Origin of the sequence: Micromonospora sp. U56 (assembly GCF_018070095.1) — a bacterium.
GTDB classification, from domain to species: domain Bacteria; phylum Actinomycetota; class Actinomycetes; order Mycobacteriales; family Micromonosporaceae; genus Micromonospora; species Micromonospora purpureochromogenes.
In genome coordinates this window covers 1-26,285 of the sequence record NZ_JAGPYL010000092.1, presented here as the reverse complement: position 1 = coordinate 26,285, position 26,285 = coordinate 1, and the positions used below count along the sequence as shown (strand labels likewise).

The 26,285-nt window shown below is 73.4% G+C and carries 23 protein-coding genes and 3 pseudogenes; 20 read left to right on the top strand and 6 right to left on the bottom strand.

Going from position 1 to position 26,285, the window contains the following annotated elements; translation table 11 throughout:
- From KBX37_RS25265 to KBX37_RS25225, 9 genes and pseudogenes are all read left to right on the top strand, one after another.
- A pseudogene (locus tag KBX37_RS25265) lies at positions 1-533 on the top strand (hypothetical protein); the annotation flags it as partial.
- A 152-nt stretch (positions 534-685) separates the two neighbouring features.
- Positions 686-1,921: an ergothioneine biosynthesis glutamate--cysteine ligase EgtA gene (gene egtA, locus KBX37_RS25260; protein WP_210778391.1), complete on the top strand. Its 1,236-nt coding sequence runs from the start codon at positions 686-688 to the stop codon at positions 1,919-1,921.
- Positions 1,918-3,255: an ergothioneine biosynthesis protein EgtB gene (gene egtB, locus KBX37_RS25255; protein WP_210778390.1), complete on the top strand. Its 1,338-nt coding sequence runs from the start codon at positions 1,918-1,920 to the stop codon at positions 3,253-3,255. Before egtA ends, egtB begins: the two co-directional genes overlap by 4 nt.
- Positions 3,256-3,271: 16 nt before the next feature.
- A complete protein-coding gene (egtC, locus tag KBX37_RS25250; RefSeq protein WP_210778389.1) occupies positions 3,272-4,018 on the top strand; it encodes an ergothioneine biosynthesis protein EgtC in 747 nt (248 codons plus the stop codon).
- A gap of 59 nt (positions 4,019-4,077) precedes the next feature.
- The gene (gene egtD / locus KBX37_RS25245; RefSeq protein WP_210778388.1) at positions 4,078-5,043 is read left to right on the top strand and encodes an L-histidine N(alpha)-methyltransferase; all 966 of its coding nucleotides are present in this window, start codon (positions 4,078-4,080) and stop codon (positions 5,041-5,043) included.
- Between the two features lie 271 nt (positions 5,044-5,314).
- Positions 5,315-5,899: a TMEM165/GDT1 family protein gene (locus KBX37_RS25240; protein ID WP_154936556.1), complete on the top strand. Its 585-nt coding sequence runs from the start codon at positions 5,315-5,317 to the stop codon at positions 5,897-5,899.
- 38 nt (positions 5,900-5,937) lie between these two features.
- Positions 5,938-6,312, top strand: coding sequence for a DUF1622 domain-containing protein (locus tag KBX37_RS25235; RefSeq protein ID WP_210778387.1), 375 nt, complete (start codon positions 5,938-5,940; stop codon positions 6,310-6,312).
- Positions 6,309-6,623: a hypothetical protein gene (locus KBX37_RS25230; RefSeq protein ID WP_210778386.1), complete on the top strand. Its 315-nt coding sequence runs from the start codon at positions 6,309-6,311 to the stop codon at positions 6,621-6,623. The genes KBX37_RS25235 and KBX37_RS25230 overlap by 4 nt, the downstream gene beginning before the upstream one ends.
- A gap of 15 nt (positions 6,624-6,638) precedes the next feature.
- Positions 6,639-6,839, top strand: coding sequence for a hypothetical protein (locus KBX37_RS25225; protein WP_210778385.1), 201 nt, complete (start codon positions 6,639-6,641; stop codon positions 6,837-6,839).
- Between the two features lie 70 nt (positions 6,840-6,909).
- On the opposite strand, the gene KBX37_RS25220 is transcribed toward KBX37_RS25225, so the two are convergent.
- Positions 6,910-8,766, bottom strand: coding sequence for a polysaccharide biosynthesis protein (locus tag KBX37_RS25220; RefSeq protein ID WP_210778384.1), 1,857 nt, complete (start codon positions 8,764-8,766; stop codon positions 6,910-6,912).
- 185 nt (positions 8,767-8,951) lie between these two features.
- Here KBX37_RS25220 and KBX37_RS25215 point away from each other — a divergent pair, with 185 nt between their 5' ends.
- The 4 genes from KBX37_RS25215 to KBX37_RS25200 all read left to right on the top strand — a co-directional run bounded on the left by KBX37_RS25215 (position 8,952) and on the right by KBX37_RS25200 (position 14,375).
- Positions 8,952-10,412, top strand: a complete 1,461-nt coding sequence (locus KBX37_RS25215; RefSeq protein ID WP_210778383.1) for a polysaccharide biosynthesis tyrosine autokinase — start codon at positions 8,952-8,954, stop codon at positions 10,410-10,412.
- A 190-nt stretch (positions 10,413-10,602) separates the two neighbouring features.
- The gene (locus KBX37_RS25210; protein WP_210778382.1) at positions 10,603-11,829 is read left to right on the top strand and encodes a glycosyltransferase family 4 protein; all 1,227 of its coding nucleotides are present in this window, start codon (positions 10,603-10,605) and stop codon (positions 11,827-11,829) included.
- Between the two features lie 128 nt (positions 11,830-11,957).
- Positions 11,958-13,745, top strand: coding sequence for a DUF4012 domain-containing protein (locus KBX37_RS25205; protein ID WP_307849191.1), 1,788 nt, complete (start codon positions 11,958-11,960; stop codon positions 13,743-13,745).
- Positions 13,746-13,757: 12 nt separating this feature from the next.
- Positions 13,758-14,375: a hypothetical protein gene (locus KBX37_RS25200; RefSeq protein ID WP_210778380.1), complete on the top strand. Its 618-nt coding sequence runs from the start codon at positions 13,758-13,760 to the stop codon at positions 14,373-14,375.
- A gap of 150 nt (positions 14,376-14,525) precedes the next feature.
- Here KBX37_RS25200 and KBX37_RS25195 read toward each other — a convergent pair whose 3' ends face one another.
- Together KBX37_RS25195 and KBX37_RS25190 are read right to left on the bottom strand one after the other, a co-directional pair.
- The gene (locus KBX37_RS25195) at positions 14,526-15,320 is read right to left on the bottom strand and encodes a GNAT family N-acetyltransferase (RefSeq protein WP_210778379.1); all 795 of its coding nucleotides are present in this window, start codon (positions 15,318-15,320) and stop codon (positions 14,526-14,528) included.
- A 161-nt stretch (positions 15,321-15,481) separates the two neighbouring features.
- The gene (locus tag KBX37_RS25190; protein WP_210778378.1) at positions 15,482-16,546 is read right to left on the bottom strand and encodes a hypothetical protein; all 1,065 of its coding nucleotides are present in this window, start codon (positions 16,544-16,546) and stop codon (positions 15,482-15,484) included.
- 522 nt (positions 16,547-17,068) lie between these two features.
- Between KBX37_RS25190 and KBX37_RS25185 the strand changes: the two genes are divergently transcribed.
- Positions 17,069-17,662, top strand: coding sequence for a hypothetical protein (locus tag KBX37_RS25185; protein ID WP_210778377.1), 594 nt, complete (start codon positions 17,069-17,071; stop codon positions 17,660-17,662).
- A 68-nt stretch (positions 17,663-17,730) separates the two neighbouring features.
- Here KBX37_RS25185 and KBX37_RS25180 read toward each other — a convergent pair whose 3' ends face one another.
- On the bottom strand, positions 17,731-19,101 hold the full coding sequence (locus tag KBX37_RS25180) for a S9 family peptidase (protein ID WP_210778376.1): 1,371 nt from the start codon (positions 19,099-19,101) through the stop codon (positions 17,731-17,733).
- Between the two features lie 168 nt (positions 19,102-19,269).
- The gene (gdhA, locus tag KBX37_RS25175) at positions 19,270-20,607 is read right to left on the bottom strand and encodes an NADP-specific glutamate dehydrogenase (protein WP_210778375.1); all 1,338 of its coding nucleotides are present in this window, start codon (positions 20,605-20,607) and stop codon (positions 19,270-19,272) included.
- Positions 20,608-20,723: 116 nt separating this feature from the next.
- Here gdhA and KBX37_RS25170 point away from each other — a divergent pair, with 116 nt between their 5' ends.
- The 4 genes and pseudogenes from KBX37_RS25170 to KBX37_RS25155 all read left to right on the top strand — a co-directional run bounded on the left by KBX37_RS25170 (position 20,724) and on the right by KBX37_RS25155 (position 22,708).
- A complete protein-coding gene (locus KBX37_RS25170; protein ID WP_210778374.1) occupies positions 20,724-21,032 on the top strand; it encodes a MazG-like family protein in 309 nt (102 codons plus the stop codon).
- A gap of 93 nt (positions 21,033-21,125) precedes the next feature.
- A pseudogene (locus tag KBX37_RS25165) lies at positions 21,126-21,311 on the top strand (hypothetical protein); the annotation flags it as partial.
- Positions 21,312-21,879: 568 nt separating this feature from the next.
- On the top strand, positions 21,880-22,287 hold the full coding sequence (locus tag KBX37_RS25160) for a protein-tyrosine phosphatase family protein (RefSeq protein WP_307849190.1): 408 nt from the start codon (positions 21,880-21,882) through the stop codon (positions 22,285-22,287).
- A 187-nt stretch (positions 22,288-22,474) separates the two neighbouring features.
- On the top strand, positions 22,475-22,708 hold the full coding sequence (locus tag KBX37_RS25155) for a hypothetical protein (RefSeq protein WP_210778373.1): 234 nt from the start codon (positions 22,475-22,477) through the stop codon (positions 22,706-22,708).
- Positions 22,709-22,726: 18 nt separating this feature from the next.
- Here the strand turns inward: KBX37_RS25155 and KBX37_RS25150 are convergent, their stop codons facing one another.
- Positions 22,727-25,000, bottom strand: a complete 2,274-nt coding sequence (locus tag KBX37_RS25150) for an excinuclease ABC subunit UvrA (RefSeq protein WP_210778372.1) — start codon at positions 24,998-25,000, stop codon at positions 22,727-22,729.
- A 116-nt stretch (positions 25,001-25,116) separates the two neighbouring features.
- Here KBX37_RS25150 and KBX37_RS25145 point away from each other — a divergent pair, with 116 nt between their 5' ends.
- Together KBX37_RS25145 and KBX37_RS25140 are read left to right on the top strand one after the other, a co-directional pair.
- Positions 25,117-25,851, top strand: a complete 735-nt coding sequence (locus KBX37_RS25145) for a MerR family transcriptional regulator (protein ID WP_210778371.1) — start codon at positions 25,117-25,119, stop codon at positions 25,849-25,851.
- 43 nt (positions 25,852-25,894) lie between these two features.
- Positions 25,895-26,285: pseudogene (locus tag KBX37_RS25140) on the top strand (D-alanyl-D-alanine carboxypeptidase); the annotation flags it as partial.

The following is a 26,285-nucleotide window of genomic DNA, read 5'->3' as shown; positions in this document are numbered from 1 at the left end:
CCCGGCGCCGGCGACGGTTGACCACGGGCGTGGTCGCCTGGGTCGCCGGCATCGCCGCCACCGCCACGGCCGGCGCCGCCTTCGCCGCGGTGACCCTCGACCGCGGCGACGAGCCGGCGCCCCGGCCGTCCGCCTCCGTGCCGGGCGGATCCGGTTCCGATCCGGCGGCGCCGTCCTCGTCCGGTGGCGGGTCGACGACCGGCGCGCCCACCCCGGGTACCGGCCCCTCCGCCGCGTCCCCCTCCGGCCGGCCCGGCGCCTCCGGGAAGCCGGCCTCCGAGGGGAAGCTGGCGGGGCAGTGCCGGGCGTACCTGGCGAAGCCGGCGGCGCAGCGTGAGAAGGCGCTGCGCAGCCCCGTGTTCGCCGATCTGGTGGCCGCCGCCGGCGGTGCGGGCCAGGTCGAGGCGTACTGCCGCGAGCTGCTTCCGGAGCGGGCCCCGGAGGCGGACGAATCGCCGGAGGCGAAGTCGTCGCGCCCGCCCGCGGCCCCGGCGGCGCCGACTCCGGACGCCCGCTCAAGTCGGAAGAAGTAGTCGAAAAGGCTTCACAAAAATTTCTTCCCGCCCGGGGCCGCGGATTCCGTCTGTTAGACAGAAGATGGTGAGACGCGGCGGCCGGCCGGTGACGGTCGCTGCCGCCCGCGCCGGCAGTGTCGCCGGGTCCCCGGTCGGGAGGAGACCATCTCGTGGTGACGTCCCCGGAACTCGCGCGGACGACCGTGCTGGGCGAGAAGGCCGCCGCCGCGGCCCACCTCGGCCGGATCTGCTTCAAGACCGGGCCACCGGTCCTCACCGGCGTCGAACTGGAATGGACCGTGCACGACGCCGCCGACCCCGCCCGACCGGTTGACCGGGAGCGGCTGCGGGCGGCGCTGGGGCGGCACAGCCCCGTCACTCTGGACGACACCAGCCCCGCCCAGCCGCTCCGGCACGGCAGCAGCGTGACCGTGGAGCCCGGCGGGCAGGTGGAGGTGTCCACCGCGCCCCGACCGTCGGTCGCCGCGCTGATCCCGGCCACCGAGGCCGACATCGCCGAGCTGAGCGCGCTGCTGGAGCGCGCCGGGCTGGTGCTCGGCCGCAGCGGCATCGACCCGTGGCGGGTCCCGCAGCCGGTGGTCGAGACCTCCCGCTACCGCGCGATGCGCGGCGTCTTCGACCGCCGGGGCCCCGCTGGGCGGACCATGATGTACAGCACCGCCGGCCTGCAGGTCTGCCTGGACGCGGGTGAACCGGCCGAGCTGCCCGCCCGCTGGGCCACCGTGCACATGGTCGGGCCGCCGCTGGTGGCCGCGTTCGCCACCGCCGACCGGCACGCCGGCCGGCGGACCGGCTGGGCGTCCGCGCGGATGGCCGCCTGGCTGGGTATCGACCCGGCCCGCACCCGGCCGGTCTGGTCGCCGTGGCGGCCCGACGAGGACCCGGTCGCCGCCTGGACGGAGTACGCGCTGGCCGCGCCGCTGCTCTGCCTGCGCCACGACGGCCCGGACTGGACCCCGCCACCGGGGATCACCTTCGCCGACTGGATCGACGGGGCGCTGCCCCGCCCGCCGACCACCGACGACCTGGAATACCACGCCAGCACCCTGTTCCCGCCGGTCCGCCCGAGGGGCTACCTGGAGGTGCGCTACCTGGACGCCCAGCCCGGTCCCGGCTGGATCCTCCCGCTCGCCGTGCTGACCGCGCTGCTCGACCGCGCCGACACCGCGCGGTCCGCCCGCGCGATCGCCGCGCCGGTGGCCGACCGCTGGCACGCCGCGGCCCGGTACGGCCTGGCTGACCCGCCGCTCGCCGCGGCGGCCGCCGCCCTGCTCGACCTGGCGCTGGAGGCGCTGCCCCGGCTGGACCTGCCGCCGGGCACCCGCGACGAGACGAGCCGAGGAATCCGGCGGCGACGGGCCGCCGCGGAGAGGGGGCACCGGTGACCACCACCGAACAGCCGGACACGCAGGCGGAGGTGCTGCGCAGCCGGATCGCGGCGGAGCTGGATCGGACCCGGGCCCGTACGGCGCTGCTCACCGGGGCGGTGGACGACGACGACCTGACCCGCCAGCACTCCCCGCTGATGTCCCCGCTGGTCTGGGACCTCGCCCACGTGGGCAACCAGGAGGAGCTCTGGCTGGTGCGCGACGTCGGCGGGCGCGAGCCGGTCCGCCACGACATCGACGACCTGTACGACGCGTTCAAGCAGCCCCGCAAGGACCGCCCGGCGCTGCCGCTGCTGCCGCCCGCCGAGGCGCGCGCCTACGTGTCGACGGTCCGGGACAAGGTGTTCGACCTGCTGGACGGCATCCGGTTCACCGACCGTCCGCTGGTCGCCGAGGGCTTCGCCTTCGGGATGATCGTGCAGCACGAGCAGCAGCACGATGAGACGATGCTCGCCACCCACCAGCTGCGCGCCGGGCCCGCGGTCCTGGACGCGCCCCCGCCGCCCGAGCCCGGGGTACGGGTCGGCGACGAGGTGCTGGTGCCGGCGGGCCGGTTCACCATGGGCACCTCCACCGACCCGTGGGCGCTGGACAACGAGCGCCCCGCGCACACCGTCGAGCTGCCCGCGTACGTCATCGACGCCGCGCCGGTCACCAACGGCCGGTACCGCGAGTTCATCGCCGCCGGCGGGTACGACGACCCGCGCTGGTGGAGCGGGCCCGGCTGGCGGCACCGCACCGAGGCGGGACTGACCGCGCCGATGCACTGGCGGCGCGACGGCGACGGCTGGGCGCACCGGCGGTTCGGGCGGTGGTCACCGGTCCGCGACGACGAGCCGGTGGTGCACGTCTGCTGGTACGAGGCGGAGGCCTTCGCGGCCTGGGCGGGGCGGCGGCTGCCCACCGAGGCCGAGTGGGAGAAGGCGGCCCGCTGGGACCCGGGTACCGGCCGCTCCCGCCGGTACCCGTGGGGCGACGAGGACCCGACCGGCGGGCACGCCAACCTGGGGCAGCGGCACCTGTGGCCGGCGCCGGTGGGCGCCTACCCGGCGGGCGCCTCGCCGCTGGGCGTGCACCAGCTCATCGGCGACGTCTGGGAGTGGACGTCGAGCACCTTCCGGGGCCACCCCGGGTTCACGGCCTTCCCGTACCGGGAGTACTCCGAGGTGTTCTTCGGCGACGACTACCGGGTGCTGCGCGGCGGCTCGTTCGGCACCGACCGGGCGGCCTGCCGGGGCACGTTCCGCAACTGGGACTACCCGATCCGGCGGCAGATCTTCAGCGGCTTCCGCTGCGCCCGCGACGCCCGGCCCGAGGAGGCGCACGGGTGATCGGCGGCACCGCCTGATGTGCCGGCACCTGGCCTACCTGGGGCCGCCGCTGAGCCTGCGCGCCCTGCTGTACGACCCGCCGGACTCGCTGGTCCGGCAGTCCTGGGCACCCCGGGACATGCGTGGCGGCGGGACCGTCAACGCGGACGGCTTCGGCGTCGGGTGGTACCCCGGCGAGGGCGATCCGGTGCGCTACCGGCGGGCCCAGCCCATCTGGAGCGACGTGACGCTGCCGGCGCTGGCCGGGGTGACCCTCGCCGGCGCGGTGCTGGCCGCCGTCCGCTCCGGCACCGTCGGCATGCCGGTGCAGGAGACCGCCGCCGCGCCGTTCACCGAGGGCCGGTGGCTGTTCAGCCACAACGGTGTCGTGCGGGGCTGGCCCGACGCGCTGGTGCCGCTCGCCGACACCCTGCCCGTCCGTGACCTGCTCACCCTCGACGCCCCGACCGACTCCGCCCTGCTCTGGGCGCTGGTCCGGCACCGGTTGCGGGCCGGCGCCGACCCGGCGGAGGCGGTCGCGGAGACGGTCGCGGAGGTGTCGGAGGCCGCGCCCGGGTCGCGGCTGAACCTGCTGCTCACCGACGGCCGGACGATGGTGGCCACCGTGGCGGGGCACGCGATGTCCGTCCTCGCGACGCCGGACTCGGTGCTGTTGGCCTCCGAGCCGCACGACGACGACCCGGGCTGGCGGTCGTTGCCGGACCGGCACCTGGTGGTGGCGACCTCGACCTCGGTGCGCGTGCGCGCCCTGACGGGAGCGTGACGCCGCAGCAGGGTCGCAGGTGGAGACAGGGACGTTCGCCGAAGGAGAAGGGACACCTCATGGGCGCGGAGCCGTTGGAGATCTACCTCGAAGACCAGGACCTGGGGCGCAGCCTGCGGGAGGACGTGCGGGTCGGGCTGACCGCCGAGGAGAGGTGGCTGCCACCGAAGTGGTTCTACGACGCCCGGGGCAGCGAGCTGTTCGAGGAGATCACCCGGCTGCCCGAGTACTACCCGACCCGGGCGGAGCGGGCCGTGCTGGCCGAGCGGGCCACCGACATCGCCGAGCTGACCGGCGCGAAGACGCTGATCGAACTGGGCTCCGGTTCGTCGGAGAAGACCCGGCTGCTGTTGGACGCCTTCACCCGCCGGGGCGGGCTCGGCACCTTCGTGCCGCTGGACGTGTCGGTCAGCGCGCTGCGCCAGTCCACCGAGCAGATCGCCACCGACTACCCGGGTCTGCGGGTACGCGGCATCGTCGGCGACTTCACCCGCCAGCTCGACCGGCTGCCCACCGGCGGGCGGCGGCTGGTGGTCTTCCTCGGCGGCACCATCGGCAACCTGTTGCCGGCCGAACGGGCCGCGTTCCTGTCCGCGATGCGCGCGACGTTGGAAGCGGGCGACTGGCTGCTGATCGGCACCGACCTGGTCAAGGACCCGGCGGTGATCGTGCCGGCGTACGACGACGCGGCCGGGGTCACCGCCGAGTTCAACCGCAACGTGCTGCGGGTGGTCAACCGGGAGCTGGGCGCGGACTTCGACCCGGCGGCCTTCACCCACGTGGCGCGCTGGGACGCCGACCGGGAGTGGATCGAGATGCGGCTGCGGGCCGAGCGGGCGATGCGGGTCCGGGTGCTGGACCTGACGGTGGACTTCGCCGCGGGCGAGGAGCTGCGCACGGAGGTGTCGGCGAAGTTCCGGCCGGAGGGGATCGCCCGGGAACTGGCGGGGGCCGGCTTCACCGTACGCGAGTTCTGGACCGACCCGGACGGCCTGTTCGGGGTGAACCTGGCCCGGGCCGACTGACCGGCGGCCGCCGCGCCGGCCCGCCGGGCGACCTCGGCGGCCCGGCGCGCGGTGACCTGCGGCACCCGTCCGGGCCGGCGGCCGGCGTGATCGGTTAGGGTGAGGGCGCGAAGGGGAGTAGCCCCCAATGTCGTGGTCGACACACTGGTGCGTTCCGCATCCGGCCACGCGGCCCCACCCCGGTGGGGCGGGCGAGACCTTCGACTCAGGCTGTTGCAGCCGGGTCGAGGGCGCCCCCGTACCTCCTCCCGGCATGATCGGGAAGGTCCTCATGGACGGTTTTCTCGCCGCGCTGGTGATCAGCTTCGGCGTCATCTTCGTCGCCGAGCTGGGGGACAAGTCCCAGCTGATGGCGTTGACCTTCGCCACCCGCTTCAAGCCGGTCCCGGTGCTGATCGGCATCACCATCGCCACGGCGATCGTCCACCTGGCCTCGGTGGCCATCGGCTACGGGCTCAACGCGGCCTTGCCCACCGGCTGGATCTCGCTGATCGCCGGCCTGGCGTTCCTCGGCTTCGGCGTCTGGACGCTGCGCGGCGACAAGCTCACCGAGGAGGAGAAGCGCAAGGCGGAGAAGACCGGCAAGTCGGCCGTCATCGCGGTCGGTGTCGCGTTCTTCCTGGCCGAGCTGGGCGACAAGACGATGCTCGCCACCATCACGCTGGCCACCAAGTACGGCTGGTTCGGCACCTGGCTCGGCTCGACGCTGGGCATGGTGGCCGCCGACGCGCTGGCCATCCTGGTGGGCCGGATGCTGGGCCGGCACCTGCCGGAGAAGGCCATCCGGTACGGCGCCGCCGTGCTCTTCGCCATCTGCGGTCTCTGGCTGATCCTGGAAGCGGTCGACCAGCTCTGACCCGGCCTAGCGCCGGCGGGGGCGGGTAACGCCCCCGGGTGGACCTGGACGAGTTCCTGCGCGAGGGCGACCGCATCGCGGTCACCCTGGTGGAGATCGCCGGGGCGGCCGTGATCTTCGTCGGCGCGCTCTGGGCGGCGCTGCGGTTCGTGGTCGAGGGACTGCGACACCGCAGCGCCGCCGTCTTCACCCCGATCCGGCTCTCCCTCGGCCGGTTCCTCACGCTCGGCCTCGAGTTCCAGCTCGCCGGGGACATCCTGCGTACCGCCGTGTCACCGACGTTCGACCAGATCGGGCAGCTGGCGGCCATCGCCACCATCCGGACCGCGCTGAACTTCTTCCTGCGCCGCGAGATCGCCCAGGAACAGCGGCAGGTCCGCGAGGCCGGGACGGAGCAGGGGAGCCCGACGTGACGGAGGGCCTCGCCGACCTGGCGACCGCCCTCGCGCTGGGCAGCGGTGCGGTCGTCCTGCTCACCGTCCGTTCCTGGCGTACCGCGCTGCGGGTGCTGCTGGACCTGCTCGTCGCCGCCGGCCTGCTCCGGCTCGCCGTGGGCAGCGGCTGGACCGGGCTGGCGACCGCCGCGGCGATCATCCTGCTGCGCCAGCTCCTCTGGGCCGGGATCGCCGCCGGCCCGCCCGCCAGGGCACCGACTATCGCCGCCGCCCTGCGGGTAAGACGATCACGGCCTACCGTGAGCGGCAGGACGCAAAAGCGAACATAGCGGGAGGATAACCCCATGAGCAGGCATGACGAGCCCAACGAGTACGGCTTCGCCGGTGGCGCCACCGCTCCCGAGCCGCCGCCGGGTGCCCGGATCGACGAGCAGGACCGCGCCGAGGCGGTCGCCGTGCCGGGCGACGACCTGACCGAGCCGTTCGCCGACGCGCTGGAGGAGACCGAGGGCGAAGACGGGGAGCGGGCCCGCGAGCGGCGCTGACCCCGCCGGACGTCCCTGACGCCGCCGCGGCGGCGGGGCCCCACCGGGCTCCGCCGCCGCGGCCTCGTCGTCAGCGGGGTGAGGGCAGCATCGAGGACCGCACCGGCAGGTCCTCGCAGTACGCCGCCATCCACTTGATCAGCTCGTCCGCGTCGGCGTACGGGTCGAGCCCGCGGACGTCCTCCGGGCTCAGCGAGGGCACCCGCACGTGCGAGATGAGCGGGTGCAGCGGCCGGCTGTCGACCTCGTCGACGCCGAACAGGTCCTCGTGCAGCTTCTCGCCGGGGCGCAGCCCGGTGAAGACGATCTCCGTCGGGCGGTCCGCCTCGGCGGCGAGCCGGCGCGCCACGTCGGCGATGCGCACCGGCTCGCCCATGTCGAGCACCAGCGCCTCCCCGCCGCGCCCGATGGTCGCCGCCTGGAGCACCAGGTGCACCGCCTCCTGCACGGTCATGAAGTAGCGGGTCACCTCGGGGTGGGTCACCGTGATCGGCAACCCCGCCTCGACCTGCGCCTGGAACGCGGTCAGCACCGAACCGCGGCTGCTGAGCACGTTGCCGAAGCGCACGCTGAGGAACGCCCCGCCGACCTGCTCGGCGTAGTGGGCGGTCAGCCGCTCGGTGATCCGCTTCGAGTAGCCGAGCACGCTGACCGGGTTGGCCGCCTTGTCGGTGGAAATGTTGACGAACTCGCTGACGTCCCGGCACGCCTCCAGCACGTTCAGGGTGCCGCGGACGTTGGTCTTGACCGCTTCCCCCGGGTGCCGTTGCAGCAGCGTCAGGTGCTTGAGGGCGGCGGCGTGGAAGACGATGTCCGGCTGGCGGTCGGCGACGATCCGGGCGATGCCGTCGGCGTCGCGGATGTCGGCGAGGATGAGCTCCGGCCCGTCCAGCAGCGCCCGGCCGTGCAGCGACATCTGCAGGGCGTGCAGGGCCGACTCGTCCCGGTCCAGCATCATCAGCTCGCCCGGCTCGCAGCGGGCGATCTGCCGGCACAGCTCCGAGCCGATCGAGCCGCCCGCCCCGGTGACCAGGACCCGCCGGCCGGCCAGGCCGTTGCGCTCGATCATCAGCTCGGCCACCCGCTGCGCCCGCCCGAGCAGGTCGGTGAGTTGCAGGTCCCGGACGTCGGTGGCCCGCACCGGCCGGTCGAGCAGTTCCCGGACCGGCGGGAGCACCTTGAAGGCGGCGCCGGCCTGCAACGTGCGGCGGCGTACGTCGCGCATCAGCTCGGCGTCCGAGCCGTCGATCGAGAAGATGACCGTGGTGGCCCGGGTGCGCCGTACCGCCTGCTCGATCTGCTCGCGGCCGCCGAGCACCCGGAGCCCCTCCAGGCGCAGCCCCTGCCGCTCGCGGTCGTCGTCGAGCAGGCCGACCGGCAGGTAGCTGCCGTCCGGGTCGCCGACCAGGACCCGTACGAGGCGTTCGCTCGCGGCGTCGACGCCGTAGATCAGGGCCCGCTCCGCGCCCCGGACCGGGCGGTCGTCGCGGTCGCGCCGCCACCGGTAGCCGGCCCGCCCGCCGGCCATCACCAGCAGGGCCACCGCCCCGCCGGTCACCGGGACGCTGGCCGGCACCGGCCGTTCGGTGAGCGTGGCCAGGGCGGCCAGCATCACGGCGGCGGCGAGGAGGGTGGTCAGGGCCAGGTCACGGGCCTCGCCGATGCTGCCGATCGGGTGGCGACCACGGGCGGTGGAGCGCACCTGCTCGATGGCGGCGTGGACCACCGCACACACGCCGGCGGCGCCCAGCGCGAGGGCGCACTGCCCGGGCGTGAGGCCGAATTCGTACCTGGCCCAGGCGGCGACCAGAAATCCGGCGCACCATGCGCCGGTGTCGAGCGTTAGCAGAGACAGGGTCTTCGCACGTCGGGTGACCCAGTCACGTCGCGGGATGTTCGTGCCGGCCCGGGAGGCTGCATCGTCCATTGGTGTCCTCTGCGTTTGTTGCCTGATTGCGAGGATTCAGGTCTCTGGGGATGTTCGATGGCATACATTCGTTTGGTCGTTCTCGGCAAGCTTGCGGCGAATAGATCCTGTCATGCCGTTTGGGAAGTATTGGGGGATTTCGTGCAGTTTCACCGGCTAGTTGTCCCGGCGGAACGGAGAGCGTGATGGACGTACGCACCTGCCTGCGCCTGATCCGCCGACACTGGTGGATCGTCCTGGTCACGCTGATGGTTGCGGTCGGCTCGGCCGCTCTCATCACCGTTCGCACGCCACCCCGGTACGTGGCCTCCGTGACCTTCTTCGTGACCACGCCGAGCCAGGGCGTCACCGACGCCTACCAGGGCGGGCTGTTCCTCCAGCAACGAGTGAAGTCCTACGCGGACCTGCTGCGCAGCGACCGCCTGGCGCAGAGCGTGGTGGCCGAGACGCAGGTCGGCCTCACCGCCGACGACGTGCAGCGCCGCCTCCGCGCCTCCACCGAGACCGGCACCGTGCTGTTGCGCGCCACCGTCACCGACACGGACCAGACCCGGGCGATGAAGGTGACCGAGACGCTCGCGGCGAAGTTCGTGGAGCTGGTGCAGAAGGTCGAGACGCCGGCCGAGGGGCGGGCCGCTCCCATCAAGGTCGAGGTGGTCAGTGGTCCCCGGGTGAGTTCGAGCCCGGTCTCGCCGCAGCCCACCCGCAACCTGATCGTCGGCGGCCTGGTCGGTCTGCTGCTCGGCGCCGCGCTGGCCGTGCTGCGCGGGCTGCTCGACGTCCGGATGCGCGACGCCGCCGGGCTGCAACGGGTCACCGGCAGCCCGCTGCTCGGGGAGATCCCGTTCGAGGCTGGCGCGAAGGCGGCGCCGTTGATCGTCGGCGACGCGGCGACCTCCGCCCGGGCCGAGGCGGTCCGCAAGCTGCGGACCAACCTGCGGTTCGTGGACGTACACGAGCCCGCCCGGGCCATCGCGGTCACCAGCGCGCTGCAGGGCGAGGGCAAGACGACCCTCTCCTGCAACCTGGCCATCGCGCTGGCCGAGGCGGGCTGGCGGGTGCTGCTGGTCGACGCCGACCTGCGCCGGCCGAAGGTCGCCGACTACCTGGGCCTCGACGGCGGTGTCGGGCTGACCGACGTGCTGGTCGGCGACGTGCAGGTCGGTGACGTGGTGCAGCGCTGGGGCGACAAGTCACTGCTGGTGCTCCCGAGCGGATCGGCGCCGCCGAACCCGAGCGAGCTGCTCGGCTCCAAGGCGATGGCGGATCTGCTGCTCGCGCTGCGCGAGTCGGCGGACATCGTGGTCATCGACACCGCGCCGCTGCTGGCCGTCACCGACGGCGTGGTCGTGGCCGTGCAGGCCGACGGTGCGCTGCTGGTCACCCAGCAGGGGCGTACCTCGCGGACCCAGGTCGCCGCGGCGGCCCGGTCGCTGCACTCGGTCTCGGTGCGCCTGCTCGGTTGCGTGCTGAACATGACCAAGGTGGCCAAGGCCGACGCCTACCAGTACGAGGCGTACCGGATCGCCACCACCGGCAAGACCAAGGTTCCCGCGGACCGGGCACCGGCGGCCCGCCACGGCGAGTCGAACGGGGTCGACGGGGTCACCGATCGCACGCAGGAACTCACCCGGCTGCGCCGATGAGCGCCACCGCTGGTCGTACGGGCGGCCCGCCGCCGTCGGGAGCACCGGGATCGTTCGCGCCGGGGGCGGCTGGTTGCCGCCGTCCCCCGGCGGGGGCGGCGGCCGGCAGCACGGCGCGCCGCGGCGTGTCGACCCGCTCCGGCACCGGGTCGGCCGCCCCGCCGAGTTCACGGCCGAGGGGGACCCGCTGATGAGGGTGGGCATCCTGTCGTACCACTTCCCGCCCGAACCGGCCTTCATCCCGGGCAGCCTCGCGGAGGAGTTGGCCGCCCGGGGGCACGAGGTGCGGGTGCTGACCGGCTTCCCGGACTATCCCGGCGGGCACGTCTATCCGGGCTGGCGGCAGCGCTGGCGGCACCTGACCCGCAGCGAGCGGCTGACCGTACGACGGGTGCCCCGCTACGCCGGCGGTGACGGCTCCACCGGCGCCCGGATGGCCAGTCACCTCTCCTTCGCGGGCAGCGTGGCGATGGTCGGGCGCCGCTATTTGGCCGACGTCGACGTGCTCTACGTCTTCCAGCTGCCCGCGACGACGTTCGCCACCGCCGCGCTGCTGCGGATGCTCGGCCGGGTGCCCACCGTGCTGCACGTGCAGGACCTCTGGCCGGAGGAGGAGGTGACCGGCGACGGCGCGCGGCGGCAACGCGGGCCGAGGCGGCTCGCCACCACGATGCGCCGGGTGCTGCGCGAGGCGGACGCCCTGGCCGTCACCGCGCCGTCGATGCGGGACCTGGTGCTCGCCGACGGCGTCGACCCCGACCGGGTGCGGGTGGTGCTCAACTGGACCGACGAGCGGATCTTCCAGCCGGTCCGACCCAGCCGCGCCGCACAGGGATTCGTCCGACGCGACGGCCGGTGCGTGGTGATGCACGCCGGCACGATCGGGGTACGGCAGGGGCTGGAGACGGCGGTGCGGGCGGCGGCGGCGCTGGACGGCCGGACGGACCTGGTGCTGGTGGGCTCGGGCGCGGAGGAGCGGCGGGTGCGGGGGCTCGCCGCCGAGCTGCGGGCGGACAACGTCCGCTTCGTGGAGCGCCGGTCGCCGGTGGACATGCCCGAGCTGTACGCGGCCGCCGACTACCAGCTGGTCATGCTCCGCGACCTGCCCGAGCTGCGCGGCACGGTGCCCGGCAAGTTGCAGGCCGCGTTGGCCTGCGCCGCGCCGGTGATCGCCTCGGCCGGCGGGGACACCGCGGAGCTGGTGGAGCGGGCCCGGGCCGGGCTGTCCTGCCCGCCCGAGGACTGGGCCACGCTGGCCGACCGGTTCTGGCTCGCCTCGACCATCCCGGCCGCCGCGCGCGCGGAAATGGGGCGGCGGGGGCGCGAGGCGTACCTGCGGGACATGTCGCTGCGGGCGGGTGTGGACCGGGTCGAGGACCTGCTCAATCAGGTCGCCATGGCCCGCCGCAGCCGCTGAGCACTCGAACGATCCTCGCAGAACACTTTTTATGGCGGTAAAGCCGCGAAAACCGCAGGCGCACGTGGTTATTCATGCTAGAAAATGGACGAATCGTCATTAGTGTCCGTTTCGAAGTGGAGACCGGTGTGACCGAGAGCGGTGTGTCGCGTCGCGGCCGCAGGCGCCTGCGGCGACGGACCAGGGCACGCATCCGGCGGGCGCTGCTCGTCGGACTCGTGGTCGGGTCCCTGCTCCTGGCCGGCTCCGGATGGGTCGCCTTCCGGGGCTGGCAGGCGCGGGCCCACCTGCTCAACGCCGCCGGACTCGCCCGGGAGTTGAGCGCCCAGATCGTCGGCGGGGACGCCGCGCGGGCCCAACGCACCCTCGCCGCGCTCCAGGAGCAGGCCGGGGCGGCCCGGGACGCCACCGGCGACCCGGGCTGGTGGCTGGGGCAGCGCTCCCCGTACGCCGGTGACGACCTGGGAGCGGTACGCCAGATCGCGGTCGCCATCGACGACCTCGCCCGGCGCGCGTTCCCCACGCTGGTGCGGACCGACCTCGCCACCCTGGTGCCGAAGGAGGGACGGCTGGACGTGGCGCGGCTGCGGGCCGTCTCGACCGAGTTGGCCGACGTGAACGCTGCGGTGCGGGAGACCCGTACCCGCCTCGACGCGGTGCCGACCACCGACCTGGTCGGACAGGTACGCACGGCGCTGACCGACCTCAGGGCGGAGATCGACCGGCTGGCCGGCCTGACCGGAGCGGCCGACCAGGGGGCGAAGGTGCTCCCGGCGCTGCTCGGGGCCGACGGGCCCCGCACCTACCTGCTGGTCTCGCAGAACCCGGCGGAGCTGCGCGCCACCGGCGGGATGCTCGGGGCGTACGCGGTGATCCGCGCCGACAACGGCCGGGTGGAGATCGTGACCCAGGGCAGTGCGGTGGACCTGCGGCGGTTCGATCCGCCGGTCGCCACGCTCCCGGCCGAGATGCGCCGGCTCTACACCGACCTGCCCGCGATCTATCCGGCGGACGTCAACCTGACCCCGCACTTCCCGACCGCGGCGAAGCTCTACCGGGAGATGGTCCGGGTCCGTACCGGCACCACCGCGGACGGTGTGCTGGCAGTCGATCCGGTGGCGCTGTCGTACCTGCTGGCCGCGACCGGCCCGGTCGCGGTGCCGGGCGGGCCGAAGCTCGCCGCCGACACGGTCGTCCGCACGTTGCTCTCGGACACCTACCGGACCATGGGCCTGAAGGAGCAGGACGCGTACTACGCGGCGGCCGCCGCCGCCGTCTTCGACGCGTTTCTCGCCGCGAAAGTCAACCCAAAGGCTGTTTTGTCCGCTTTCGACCGCTCTATAACGGAAAGAAGGATATTGTTCTGGAGTGCCCGGTCAGGAGAACAGCGCATCTTCGGCGAAAACCGAGTGAGCGGGATCCTGCCCGAGCGCGAGACGGTGCCCAGCGTGGGGGTGTTCCTCAACGACGGCAGCGGCGCGAAGCTCGGCTACTACCTGAAGCCGACGGCGCAACTGACCGTCGGTGAGTGCCAGGGCGAGGGACGCCGTCAGCTGCGCCTGCGGTTCAGCCTGCGTTCCTCGGCGCCGACGTCCGGCCTGAACAAGTCGGTGCTCGGCGGCGGGAAGGCCGGCGACCCGTACACCATCCGCACGCTGGTGTACGTCTTCAGCCCCGCCGGCGGCGCCGTGATGGGCGCCCGGATCGACGGGGCGGACGCTGCCCTGGGCAGCGGCACCGAGCGGCGCCGGCAGGTGGGCGTCGCCAACGTCGAGGTCGCGCCCGGGGCCACCCGGACGCTCGACGTCGACCTGCTGACCGGCAGGAACACCGCCGGTACGCCCGAGCTCTGGCTCACCCCCACAGCCACCCCATGGACCACCCAAGTTGTATCCGCACCAAGCTGCAACCAGTAGGAGGAGACCACCATGCGGCTATCCCGCATCATCATGGCGCTCACGGCCGGCCTGGCCGTCGTGCTGGCGCCGACGGCGGCGGGGGCGGCGCAGCCGCAGCCGGCCCCAGACTACCCGCCTCAGCCGCCGGCCCTGACGGCGAACCCGACCACGGTCGTCGTCGGCCAGCCCACTGTGCTCATCGGTACCGGCTTCGGTCCCAACGAGATCGTCGACATCGTCGTCAGCGTGGCGCCCCTCGCCGCCTCGGTGCCCGGTCAGGCGCCGGCCCGGCGCAGCGACGGCAGCACCGTCGCGATGGCGGCGGTGGCCTTCCCGCAGCCGGCTCCGCGGCACTTCACCGCGCACACCAACGCGGCGGGCCGGTTCACCAGGACCTACCGGCCGACCGAGGTCGGCCAGCTCACCTTCACCGCGACCGGTCGCGAGTCCGGCCGCACGGCCAGCGTGACCATCACGGTGCTGCCGAAGAAGAAGCCTGGCGGCGGGAACCAGCTGCCGGTCACCGGTGACAGCATGGGCACCCCGCTCAAGGTCGGCGGCGGTCTCGTCGGCGCGGGGGCGGTCCTGATGCTGGGCAGCCTGGTGTGGCGCCGGCGCAACCGCTTCGGCATGGGGTCGCCACGCTGATCCCGTACGCCGGGCAGGGCCCGGAACAGTGAGGACGGGCGCCCGTCGGAGGATTCCGGCGGGCGCCCGCACGTGTTCCGGCGCGCACGTGCACATCCCGCCCGTGGGCGCCCGCACGTGTTCCGGCGCGCACGTGCACATCCCGCCCGGTCAGGGCCGCGCGTCCGGCGACCCGTCGTCGCCCGGCAGCGGCACCGTGAGCACCCGGGCCACCGGGCGGAACCCGGCCTCGTCGTACATCCGGTGGGCCGGATTGCCGTCGGTCACCGACAGCCCCACCCGGGGCAGCCCGGCCGCACGCGCCCCGCGCAACGCGTGGCCGAGCAGCGCCCGCCCCAGCCCACGCCGCTGCGCCGTTGGCGCCACGCCGAGGTTGAGGATCCAGGCGCAGAGGTCCTCGGTCCACGGCACCGGCCCGGCGGCGAGCACGTGACCGGCGCTGCGCCCGTCCGGGCCGACCACTCGCGCCGAGGCCGGCAGCAAGGGCGGCACCGGCTCGGCCCGCTCGAACATCCCGCGCACCTCGGCGGTGTCGCTCGGTTGCCACCGCCCGTCCGGGTGGTCCGGCCCGTACGCCGCCGCCAGCCCCTCGGCCAGGTCGTCGTCCCACCCGGCGGGTGCCCAGGACCAGCCGGCGGGCAGCGGCACCGGCTCCGGTACGTCGGTCAGGTCGTGCCGCATGTCCGTGGCGGCCCGGCGCAGCGCCAGACCCCCGGCGACCAGCGCGGCGGCCAGGGCGTCGTCCGGCGTCTCCAGCCGCGCGCCGGCGAGGTCCCGGCGGGCCTGGGCGGAGAGCACCCGCACGTCCGCTCCCGGCAGCGGTGTCACCACCCCGGCCACGCGTTCACCGTCGTCGTCGCGCAGCCGCAGCCGGGCCAGCGGCGTGCCGTCGTCGGTGCTCAGCAGGTGTCCGGCGGATGCTTCGGGGTCGGGGTGCAGCGGCATGCCCGCACCGTATGTGGCGGAATGGGCGTCTCCTCCACCGGGTTCCCGGTGGCACACCTCGTCGTGGGCATGCTCCGCCCGGCAACGCCGGTGCCTCTTCTGGTTCAGGACACGTCGGCCAATGTGCGCGCTGAGAGCCTCAGGTCTGCCGAAGGTTGTGGTCAGAGTCCGGCGATGACGGAGTCGGCGACCGCCACCAGGCGTCGCTGAAGGTCGTCCGGGTCCTCGGCTCCGGTGCCCATCCACATCACCTCCACGCGAAGGTTCTGGTCGTAGGCCAGCACCTTCGGCATCGTCGGCGTCCTCGTGTCGATGAAGGTGGCCGTGCCGAGGCCCGTCACGTCCCGGGCCGCCCGCATCCGGTGCCGTTCGTACGCGTACATCCGGGCTACCTGTACCGGGCCGTCGCCGCCGACGGGGAAGCTGGCCGAGACGAGCAACTGCGAGCTGCGCCCGCCCTCTCCGGGGAACACCGCGGAGCACATCATGCCGCGCAGACGGCCGGGCTTCGGGGTGCTCGGGCGCACCTCCACTGGCTTCGCCGTGCTCACCGCCGACAGGTCGAGGATTTCGCAGAGGTCCTTCACCGCCCCGTGACCGGCGCCGGTGGACGAGGGGGTCAGCACCGGATCCGGCGAAGGGTCCGCATCCGAGGGGGCCTGCGGCGACGGGGCGTCCGGTCGGCGTAGTGCCGTCAGTACCGCCGCGGCGACCTTCCGCAGGCGGGTCACCAGGTCGGGCGGGTTGCCGGTCTCGTGATCGGGCGAGCTGACCCGCACCAGCAGGTTGTCGTCGTGGCTGGTCACCTGGTGGTCGCCGACCATCCGGTACGCGACGGCAGCCGCGGGGAGACCCCCAAGGTCCTGCACGCCCGAGGCGTCGGATTCGCCACCGTCGCGCCACGTCCGGTAGTCCTCGGCGGCCTCCTTGCTGCTCCCGTACCTGGTGGCGGTGACGGTCATCGGCTGGTCGCGGCCGAGCTTCCCGCCCACCCGCACGCTGAAGGTGCAGCTCTGGGTCGCGCGGCCCTCGTCGTCCTCTTCCCTGGTGCGGCGAGGGTCGCCGGCGGGTACGCCCGCCAGCGTGACGATCTGCGAGGTGCAGATGTCCGCGCCCAGGTCGTACGCCCCCCGGTCCTCGTCGGCCGTGCACCCGACGAGTGGGACGCCGAACAGGACTGCCAGGTGGACCGCGGTCATCTTCCGCGTGATCATCGCCGCTCGCACGCGACGGAGGCTACCGCCCCGCCACCATCGGCGGCGCACCGCCGGTGGCACGGCGGTGCGACGTGTGTCGCCGATGTGGCGGGCTGGGGCACGTGAGGAGGACTGCGGCGTCGCCGGCGGTCTTGCCGTCGCGGGGTGCGGTGTCCGAGTCCGCGCGGTCTGTCCGGTTAGCCCGACCGCACTGATGTCCGGCTCCGGGACACCCGCGTGCGATGTCCCGTGACCGGCGGCACCCCGGCGACGGAATGGTGGCGGGGCCGGCGTCGTTACATCCTCCGTACGACCGCAGCAGCAACCCCGCTGGCCTGGCCCGATGAGGTGGCCGACGCGGGATGCGGGTCCCCGGAATGATGGCGGGCCGCCGGTCGTTACACATGGTCCCGGCGCCACGAGCCCCCCGCTCGCGATGACCTGCCGGGCAGAGACTTTCCCCTTGTGATCTTTTGAGCGCCCTGTCGTGGTGCTTGCGCCCGTGCTCGACCCCCGTCGAGTTGTGGCGCCAACCCCCGAAGGAGCTACTCCATGAACACGATCATGCGTAAGAGCGTTCTCGGTATCGCTGGTCTGGCTGTCGCCGGTGGTCTCGCCGCCGGTCCGCTGAACCACGGCACCACCGACACGGTCGACACCCGGGCCGCCGCCGTCGCGGTGCGGGCGGACAAGCCGGCCGTGGACAAGGACAAGCTGATCCCGCACGGTGTGCAGGGCGAGCAGTCCCGCATCGACCTGGGCGACGAGCAGACCGACAACGTCAAGGCGATCATCGCCGCGACGAAGAAGTCGGGCATGGACGAGCGGGCCGCGGTGGTGGCGATCGCCACGTCGCTGCAGGAGTCGAAGCTGGAGAACCTGGGTCACCTGGGTGAGCGCAACGACCACGACTCGCAGGGCCTGTTCCAGCAGCGTCCGTCGTCGGGTTGGGGCACCGTTGAGCAGATCACCGACCCGGAGTACAGCACGATGGCGTTCCTCAAGGGTCTGAAGCAGGTCGACGGCTGGCAGGACATGCCGCTGACCAAGGCCGCCCAGACCGTGCAGGTCTCGGCCTACCCGTTCCACTACGCGCAGTGGGAGCGGCAGGCTGCCGACCTGGTCGCCGAGCACTGGAACAGCTGAACCACGTGAATGACACGCTGGCCGGCACCCCCGAGCGGGGTGCCGGCCAGCGGCGTGTCCGGGTCCGGTCAGGGGCACGCGGAGTAGAGCCGACGGGTGCCCACGCCGGCGGCGTACGCGGCCCGGTCGCTGAACCGGCAGCCGAAGTCCGCCGCCGCGACCGCCCTCGGGTCGGTGACCGCGTCACCGCCGGGGCGGGCGCCGGTGCGTACCCAGGACACCAGGTCGTCCCAGGCGGCGCCGGCCTCGGCCGGGGTGAACTCGCAGTGCTGGCTGGCCCGGATGGCCCGCTGCACGACCAGCCGGCTGCGGCCGTGCCACGCCGCGTCGCGGGCGTACGCCTGCTCCATCGAGAACGGCACGAACAGGTCACCCAGGTCGTGCAGGCTGAGCACCGGAGCGGTGGGCCGCCCGGCGATCCGTGGCACCTCGGTCAGCGTGGGGGAGAGCCGCTGCCGGACGTTCTCCGGCGCGACCCGCTGAACGGCGGCGTTGACGTTCACCGGCGTGTTCGGGGTGTAGCGGGTGAGCAGGTTGGTGGCGAGCTGCCCCGGTCGCTGGGCGGGGGAGTCGCCACCGTTGGTGGTGCTGATCCCGAAGAGGAAGTCCTTCCAGACCGCGAAGGCCCGGTCCGCGCCCGGACGCGGGCCGCCGGAACGGTTGATGACGATCTCCCGGAACTGCTTGCCGCGCTCGTTGGTGGTGTCCGGCCCGGTCGGGGTGAGCCCGGCGAGGCCGAGCGCCACCTGGATCCGCGGCACCGCGTTGGTCAGGTAGTCCGCCGGCGTGGGGTAGGCGGGCACCCCGGCGAGGGCCTGCGCGACCAGGTTGTAGTCGAGGAAGAAGTCGAGCAGCTGGTGGTCGCCCAGGACGCCGCACATCGGCAGCGCCCCGTCGTAGTAGCCGGGGTACTGCTCCAGCGAGCGGCCGATGATGTAGCCGCCCATCGACACCCCAGTCAGGTACGTCCGGTGTGGCCACCGCACGGTGCCGGCGAAGAGGTCGGCCAGCTCCCGGGTGCTGACCACCCCGGAGCGGATGTCGAAGCCGTTGGTGGAGTACGACGACGCCGCCCAGGCGTACCCCTGGTCCAGCAGGCGTTGGCGCAGGCCGTAGTTGGGGGTCTCCGGGGAGAGCACGGTGGTCTGACCCCGGTAGCCGTGCGCCCACATGACCAGCTCGCCGTTCCACGCCGGTGGGATCTCGATGATGTAGCCGGCGTGCCGGTGCACGCCCTGCCGGACGGTCGACGGGGTGCCCCGCACGTCGAGCGGCGCGAGCGGCGGGTTGCTGATGGTGTAGCCGGGCAGTGGCTGGGAGCCGTCGCCGTCACGGTCGGCGGCGGCGGCGGGCGCCGCGCCGGCGAGCCCGACGGTCAGGGCGAGGGTGGCGCCGGCGGCGAGCAGGCGGCGGACGAGTCGGGTGGATGAGGACAGCATCGATGCTCCCCCGGGGACGGTGCCGCCCCAGTGTGCGGGCGGCCAGGCGGGACGGTGCCTACCGGCCGGTAGCGTCCTGAAGCTAGGCCCCGCCGTCGAACCCTGTCAATGCCCTCCTGACCGAACGGTCAGCCGATACCGACTGACCGCCCGGTCAGGGGGATCGGCTCAGACCAGGCCGTGCGCGAGCATCGCCTCGGCGACCCGGCGGAAGCCGTTGATGTTGGCGCCGGCCACGTAGTCGCCCGGCAGGCCGTACTCCTCGGCGGTGGCCCAGCAGCGGGCGTGGATGTCCCGCATGGTCTCCCGCAACCGCTGCTCCGACTGGGCGAACGTCCACGAGTCCCGGCTGGCGTTCTGCTGCATCTCCAGCGCGCTCACCGCCACGCCGCCGGCGTTGGCCGCCTTGCCCGGGGCGAACCGCGCCCCGGCCCGGCCGAGGATGCGCACCGCCTCCGGGGTGGTCGGCATGTTCGCCCCCTCGACCACCGCCACGCAGCCGCCGGCGACCAGCGCCGCGGCCTCCGCGCCGCCGATCTCGTTCTGCGTCGCGCAGGGCAGGGCCAGGTCGCAGGGCACCTCCCAGACGGTACGGCCGGAGACCGCCACCGCGTGCGGCACGTGCCGCACGTAGTCCTCCAGCCGGACCCGGCGCTGCTCCTTCAGCTCCCGCAGCAGCTCCAGGTCGATGCCCTTCTCGTCCAGCACGTAGCCGTCCGAGTCGGAGCAGGCCACCACCGTCCCGCCGAGCTGGTGCACCTTCTCGATCGCGTACGTCGCCACGTTGCCCGATCCGGAGACGACCACCCGCTTGCCGTCCAGGCTGTCCCCGGTCTGCGCGAGCATCTCCTCGGCGAAGAACACCGCGCCGTACCCGGTCGCCTCGGTGCGTACCTGCGCACCCCCGTACGACAGGCCCTTGCCGGTCAGCACCCCCGACTCGTACCGGTTGGTGATCCGCTTGTACTGCCCGAACAGGTAGCCGATCTCCCGGCTGCCCACCCCGATGTCCCCGGCGGGCACGTCGGTCTGCTCGCCGATATGCCGGTACAGCTCCGTCATGAAGCTCTGACAGAAGCGCATCACCTCGCGGTCCGAGCGGCCCTTCGGATCGAAGTCCGCGCCGCCCTTGCCGCCGCCGATCGGCAGGCCGGTCAGGGCGTTCTTGAAGATCTGCTCGAAGCCGAGGAACTTGACGATCCCCAGGTAGACCGACGGGTGGAAGCGCAGGCCACCCTTGAACGGGCCGAGCGCGCTGTTGAACTCCACCCGGAATCCCCGGTTGACCCGAACCCGGCCGTGGTCGTCCTCCCAGGGCACCCGGAAGATGACCTGCCGCTCCGGCTCGCAGATCCGCTCGATGATCCGCGCCCGCGCGTACTCGGGGTGACGGGCCAGGGCCGGGCCGATGCTCTCCAGCACCTCCCGTACCGCCTGGTGGAACTCCGGTTCGCCCGGGTTCCGGCTGACCACACTGGCGAACACCGACTCGACGGCCTCCGGCATCACACCGCACGTCCCTTCCGGTCCAGTTGGCGGCCTCGTCGCCACCACCGGGCCGGCGTCATCCCGCCGACCGTCCCCGGATACGGATCGTCACCCCTGTCCGGTTCACTGATCGGATGGACGAGTCGATCTGGAACGCCGTACGGGCCTCGCGGAGCTGGCTGGACGCCGCCAACGGCACCGGGCAGGCGGAGTTGACCTGCCGCATCCTCAAGCTCACCGAGGAGGCCGGCGAGGCGGCCGGCGCCTGGATCGGCGTGCTCGGCCAGAACCCGCGCAAGGGGGTCACCCACACCCGCGAGGACGTCGCCGCCGAACTCGCCGACGTGGTCTTCACCGCGCTGGTCGCCATCGAGAGCCTCGGGCTGGACGCCCGGTCGGTGGTCGCCGAGTGCGCGGCCAAGGTCCACGCCCGCACCTCCTGAGCCGCCCGCCCCGCACGGCCCGCGCCGCCTGGCCGCTCGCCGTGTCGGGGATGTCCGGTTCCGGCCGGACCAGGGGCCCGGCTCCGGAGCCCGAAGCAGATCACCGACCCCGAGTACGCCACCATGGCGTTCCTGAAGGGCCTCAAGCAGGTCGACGGCTGGCAGGACATGCCGCTGACCGAGGCCGCCCAGACCGTGCAGGTCTCGGCCTACCCCGACGCCTACGCCCAGTGGGAGCGGCAGGCCGCCGACCTGGTCGCCAAGCACTGGAACGACTGAGCCACCTGAACGACAGTTGATCGCACGCGAACGCTGGCCGGCACCCCGAACCTGAGGTGCCGGCCAGCGGCGTCTCCCGCGCAGGAGGCGATTCCGCCCGAAGCGGTTCGTGGACATTTGTTGTCGCTCTGGCGACAACAAATGTCCACGATCGCCCAAACGCGGCGCGGTGGGTAACGGTGCGACGACCCGGGTCAAGATCAGTACGGTGATCGGCGACGTGGCAAAAGTGCATGTCGGTCATGGGTGTGTGTGGGTGAGGGCCGCGGCACCGACAAGCCGCGCAAGCGGCGGGCCACACCACCGACGAGCCGGAAGCCAAAGCAGTGGCACGCGTCACGACGGCCGGTGGAAGACCCGGAGCGGGTAACCTGTTGAGTCAGGTGTCGGTGTGTCCAGTGTCCCCGGGCCTCACCTAAATTGCCTTCGCGGAATACCGTTCGGCTGGAGCCGCGTCGTGCCACTCGCCGAGAGGCGACCTGCACACCGACACCCCAGCGCCGCCCCCGACCCACCAGGGCCGGGGGCGGCGCTGTTTCGTACGCCCCCGGCCGGCAGAATCACCCGGGTGGACTGGTCCGAGTCGACCGGGGTGGTCGTACTGCCCAGCGGCGCGACCCTGCGCGGTCGCCGTGTCGGCGATCCCGCCTCGCCCGCCGACTTCGCCCTGCTCCTGGCCCCGGGCCCGGCACCGGCCTGGCCGCACCGCCGGATCCGGTGGCCCGACTTCTGGTTGCCGCTCGACCGCGCCGACGCCCTCGACGCGCTTGCCGAGGCCCTGCGCCGGGCGCACGACGGCGCGCGGGTCGAGGTGGCGTGCCGGGGCGGTGTCGGCCGGACCGGGACGGCGCTGGCCGCCCTGGCGATCCTGGACGGCCTCCCGCCAGACCGGGCGGTGCGCTGGGTACGCGAGCGGTACCACCCGCGGGCGGTGGAGACCCCCTGGCAGCGGCGCTGGCTGCGCCGGCTGGGGTGACGTCGGCGCGTGACCCGGCGGGCGGTGCGTCGGCTGTGGTACTGGTTACCTCGGCGGTTCCCGCAGCTCAGGGCGGGTACAACACGGCCACGATGATCAGCCGCGCCGCCGGTCGGCGCGGCACCAGGGCCGGCGGCGGGCGACGGTCGCCGTCCCTGGTCGCTCTCCACGCAAGGCAGGTACCACCATGGCCGCAGCCGACCCCCACTACCGGGGTACGCACCGCCGCCCGCTGCCCACCCCCGGCCACCTCGGACGGGTCGCCCTCTCGCTGGCGGTGCTCAGCGTGCTGGCGACGCTCTTCCTGGACGTCTTCCTGGTGACCGCCGCGCTGTCCATGCTGATGGTCGGCCCGGTGGTGCTGGCCGTGCAGTGGTGGCGGGACCGGGCCGGCGCCGAGGAGCCGGTGACCACCGCCTGAGCCGGTACGGCCGCGGCGCTACCGCGAGACGTACTCGCGCAGGTGGCGGGCGGTGAGGGTGTCGCCCTGCTCCACCAGCTCGGCGGGGGTGCCGGTGAACACGATCCGGCCGCCGTCGTGCCCGGCCGCGGGGCCGAGGTCGATGATCCAGTCGGCGTGCGCCATGACCGCCTGGTGGTGCTCGATGACGATCACCGTGTTGCCGTCGTCGACGAGCCGGTCCAGCAGGGCCAGCAGCTGGTCGACGTCGGCCAGGTGCAGGCCGGTGGTGGGCTCGTCCAGCACGTACGTGCTCGACTTCTCCGCCATGCGGATGGCCAGCTTCAACCGCTGCCGCTCGCCCCCGGAGAGGGTGGTCAGCGGCTGGCCGAGGCTGAGGTAGCCCAGGCCCACGTCGGCCAGCCGGTCCAGCACGGCGCGGGCCTGGCCGCCGGGGAAGAGCTCCCGGGCCTCGATGACCGACATGGCGAGGACGTCGCTGATGTTCTTCCCGCGCAGCGTGTACGTCAGCACCTCGTCGGTGTAGCGGCGCCCCTCGCAGCTCTCGCACACCGAGGCGACGCCGGCCATCATCGCCAGGTCGGTGTAGACCAGCCCGATGCCCTTGCAGGTCGGGCAGGCGCCCTCGGAGTTGGCGCTGAACAGGGCCGCCTTGACCCCGTTGGCCTTGGCGAAGGCGGTGCGGATCGGGTCGAGCAGGCCGGTGTAGGTGGCCGGGTTGCTGCGTCGGGAACCCCGGATGGGGGACTGGTCCACCACGACCACCCCGCCGCGGCGCGGCAGCGAGCCGTGGATCAGGGAGCTCTTGCCCGAGCCGGCGACCCCGGTGACCACGGTGAGCACCCCGAGCGGGATGTCGACGTCGACGTCGCGCAGGTTGTGCAGGTCGGCGCCGCGGATCGGCAGCTGCCCAGTCGGACGGCGTACCGGGTCGCGCAGGGTGACCCGGTGGTCGAGGTGGCGCCCGGTGCGGGTGTCGGCGCGGCGCAGGCCGGCGACGTCGCCGGTGTAGCAGATGCGGCCGCCGGCCGCCCCGGCGCCGGGCCCGAGGTCGACGACGTGGTCGGCGATCGCGATGGTCTCCGGCTTGTGCTCCACGACCAGCACCGTGTTGCCCTTGTCGCGCAGGCGCAGCAGCAGGTCGTTCATCCGGGCGATGTCGTGCGGGTGCAGCCCGACGGTCGGCTCGTCGAAGACGTACGTCACGTCGGAGAGGCTGGAGCCCAGGTGCCGGACCATCTTCACCCGCTGCGCCTCGCCCCCGGAGAGGGTCGCCGACTCCCGGTCGAGGCTGAGGTAGCCGAGGCCGATCTCCACCAGCGAGTCCAGCGTCTCGCGCAGGGTGGCCACCAGCGGAGCCACCGACGGGTCGTCCACGGCGCGGATGAACTCCGCGAGGTCGCTGATCTGCATGGCGGAGCATTCGGCGATGTGGCGCCCGGCGATCCGCGCGGAGAGCGCCGCCGGGTTGAGCCGGGCGCCGCCGCAGTCGGCGCAGGTGGTGAAGGTGACCGCCCGGTCCACGAACGCCCGGATGTGCGGCTGCATCGACTCGCGGTCCTTGGCCAGGTAGATCCGGCGCACCTTCACCGCCAGCCCCTCGTACGTCCAGTTGTTGCTGCCCACCTTGATCTTCGTGGCCGGCTTGTGCAGGAAGTCCTGCCACTGCTGCGGGGTGTAGTCCTGCAACTTGGCGTCGGGGTCGAACAGGCCGGAGCCGACGATGGTCTGCCAGTACCAGGAGTCGACCGCGAAGTTCGGCACCAGGATCGCCCCGTCGTTGAGCGACCGCTCCACGTCGACCATCGCGTGCACGTCGAGGTCGGCGACCCGGCCCAGCCCCTCGCAGGTCGGGCACATCCCCTCGGGGAGGTTGAAGCTGAACGCGCCGGCCGGCCCGACGTGCGGCTGCCCGAGCCGGCTGAACACGATCCGCAGCATCGCGTACGCGTCGGTCGCCGTGCCGACCGTCGAGCGGGAGTTGGCGCCCATCCGCTCCTGGTCGACGACGATCGCCGCGCTCAGGTTGCGCAGCGCGTCCACGTCCGGCCGGCTCAGGCTCGGCATGAAGGTCTGCAAAAAGGCGCTGTACGTCTCGTTGATCAGGCGTTGCGACTCGGCGGCGATGGTGCCGAAGACCAGGGACGACTTCCCGGATCCGGAGACCCCGGTGAAGACGGTGAGTCGGCGCTTGGGGATGTCGACCGAGACCCCGGTGAGGTTGTTCTCCCGGGCACCTCGTACCTCGATGACGTCGTGGCTGTCGGCGGCGTTCCGCGCTGGCTGCTCCATGGATTCGATCGTCTCATTGAAGTTCCTATGTAAGCTTCGACGCCAATTTGCCGAGCAGCACCGCGCGCTGTGGGAGGGGAAGTCTCAAACGACGTGGCAGGCGATAGGGTGACCCGGTGAAGGACGGGCGGTTGCGGGTGGTCGACGTCGCGGCCACCGCCGGGATCTCCACCCAGCAGGTGCGCAACTATCTCGACGAGGGGGTCCTGCCTCCGGTCGAGCGCACCCCGAGCGGCTACCGGGTGTTCACCGTCGCGCACGTGCGCGCGCTCGCCGTGCTGCGCCGGATGGCCGAGGGGCACGGCTGGGCGCGTACCCGGGAGGTGATGCTCGCGGTCCACCGGGGCGACCTGGCGGCGGCGCTGACGGCGCTGGACGCCGGCCACGCCGAACTGGACCGCGAGCGGACCGAGATCCGCCGCGTCCTGGGCGCCTTCGAGACGGTAGTGGTCAGCCCGCCGGCCGTGGTGCCCGCACCCCGGCGCGGCGCCCGGATCGGCGAGGTCGCGGACCTGGTCGGCGTCCGCACCTCCCAGCTCCGGCTGTGGGAGGAGCGGGGGCTGCTGCGGCCGGCGCGCGAACCGGGCACGAGCTACCGGCTCTACGACGCGGCGGAGCTGCGCGCCGCGCAGGTCGTCGCGCTGCTGCGCCGGGGCGGCTACCCCTTCGAGATCGTGACGGCGGTCCTCGACGAGATGCGCACCAGCGGCCGGCCCCAACGGGTGCACGCCGAGCTGGCCCGGCGCGAGCAGGACCTGCACCGGCGTAGCCTGCGACGGCTGCGCGCCTCGGCCACCCTGTACGACTACCTCGCCGAGATCGGGCTCGCCGGCTCCGGGCTGCCCGGGTGAGGCGCGTCGGGCCCGCCGGCCGGCCTCGGTATGGTGCCTGACCATGAGAGCCCGGGTCCTGGCCGCCGCCACCGTCGCCGTACTCCTCAGCACCGCCGTCCCGGCGGACGCCGCGCCGCCGGCGGCTCTGGCTCCCGGCGTGACCGCGCCCGGCCCGAAGCTGCCGACGCCGGCGGTGACCCGCCCGCCCCGCCCGACCCCACCGGAACCGGTGCCCGCGCAGCGCGCGGTGGGCGGGGAGGCGCTGGCCACCCCCGGCCTGGTCGTGCCGCCCGGCACGCCCGCGCCGCCGCCGGTCACCGCGACCTCCTGGCTGGTCGCGGACCTGGACAGCGGCGCCGTGCTCGGCGGCTGCGGGCCCCACGAGTACGCCACCCCGGCGAGCGTGCAGAAGCTGCTGCTCGCCGCCACCATGCTGCCGAAGCTGGACCCGA